The organism is Dietzia sp. NPDC055343 (assembly GCF_053645265.1).
Genome location: NZ_JBSHMJ010000080.1, coordinates 3,122 through 4,757 on the forward strand (window position 1 = coordinate 3,122; position 1,636 = coordinate 4,757).

Annotated in this window: 1 protein-coding gene and 1 pseudogene; both read left to right on the forward strand. The window is 71.3% G+C overall.

Going from position 1 to position 1,636, the window contains the following annotated elements; genetic code table 11:
• A pseudogene (locus ACWIE7_RS18280) lies at nucleotides 1-184 on the forward strand (acyl-CoA synthetase); the annotation flags it as partial.
• A 2-nt stretch (nucleotides 185-186) separates the two neighbouring features.
• Nucleotides 187-1,293, forward strand: coding sequence for an NAD(P)H-dependent flavin oxidoreductase (locus ACWIE7_RS18285; protein ID WP_454070203.1), 1,107 nt, complete (start codon nucleotides 187-189; stop codon nucleotides 1,291-1,293).
• The last annotated feature ends 343 nt before the right edge of the window (nucleotides 1,294-1,636 follow it).

Sequence of the window (1,636 nt, forward strand, 5' to 3'; positions counted from 1 at the left end):
CTGCCCGCCGATCGAGGAACTCAACGAGTACGCCCGCAAGGAGATCGCCCGCTACAAGTGTCCGCGCGCACTGTGGGTCGAACCCGCCGTCAAACGGAACCCCGCGGGCAAGCCCGACTACCGCTGGGCCGCGGAGATCGCCGCGTCCCGCCCCGCCGCAGACAGCCAGGAGATAACCAAGTGAGCATCAAGACCGCCCTCGCCGAGGAGTTCGGGATCGAGTACCCGATCTTCGCGTTCACCCCGTCCAAGTACGTGGCCGCCGCCGTCACCCGCGCCGGCGGCATGGGAGTGCTCGGCGCCGTCCGCTACAACGACCCCGCCGAGCTCGACGAGGTCCTCACCTGGATGGACGAGAACACCGACGGCAAGCCATACGGCGTCGACGTGGTGATGCCCAACAAGGTGCCCACCGAGGGCAGCTCCATGGACCTGGGCGCCATGATCCCCGAGGAGCACAAGGCCTTCGTCAACCGCGTCCTCGACGACCTGGGCGTGCCGCCGCTCGGCGACGACGCCGGGAAGAACGCCGGCGTGCTGGGCTGGCTCCACTCGGTGGCGCAGTCGCACGTCGACGTGGCGCTGAAGCACCGGCCGGTGCTCATCGCCAACGCGCTCGGTTCGCCGCCGGTCGAGGTGATCGAGCAGTCGCACGCCGCAGGACTCAAGGTCGCGGCGCTCGCCGGTAGCACCAAGCACGCGCTGGCCCACGTGGAGAACGGGGTCGACATCGTGATCGCCCAGGGCGGCGAGGCCGGTGGGCACACCGGTGAGGTGGCGACCATGGTGCTCGTGCCCGAGATCATCCGCGCGCTCGACGGCCGGGCACCCGTGCTCGCCGCCGGCGGGCTCGGCGACGGCACGCAGGTCGCGGCCGTGGTCGGCATGGGCGCGCAGGGGGCCTGGATGGGCTCGCGCTGGCTCACCGCGGCCGAATACGCCGAGGACGGTGGCTCGCGCGCCATGCAGAAGGCGCTGCTCGCCGCGACCAGCCGCGACACCGTCCGCAGCCGCGTCTACTCCGGCAAGCCGGCCCGTCTGCTCAAGAGCAAGTGGACCGACGCCTGGGCCGCTGACGACGCGCCCGATGCGCTGCCGATGCCGCTGCAGAACCTGCTCGTGGCCGAGGCGCACCAGCGCATCTCCGAGGCCCAGGATCCCGAGGTCGTGGCCATGCCGGCCGGGCAGATCATCGGTTCGCTGGATGGCATCGTGCCGGTCGCCGACACGATGGCGCAGATCGTGGCCGAGTACGAGGCGGCCGTCGAGCGGCTGCGGGCCTCGCTGGGCTGAGCTGGCTGGCCGGGCAGTGTTGGCTGGTCTGGCTGTGTTGGCTGGCTGGCCTTGCCGGGCTGCCTCCTCCGGAATCCGCTGCGCCCCACCCGGGCAGCGGATTCCGCCCATTTCGAGGCATCTCCCCAAGTTGCAAGACATCGCGCCCGAGCTGCAAGGCAGGAGCTTCGATTCCAAAGCCGAATCTCGCGTGATCTGTCTTGCGACTGCGGAGCGATGTCTTGCAACCGGCCGCGGGTCGGCCTGCGAGTCGCGGGTGTCGCGGCGTGGGTGTCGCGGCGTGGGTGCCGCGGGGCGGCGTGCGGGGGTCGGCCTGCGGTGCGGCGCGGGCTCAGCTGCCGAG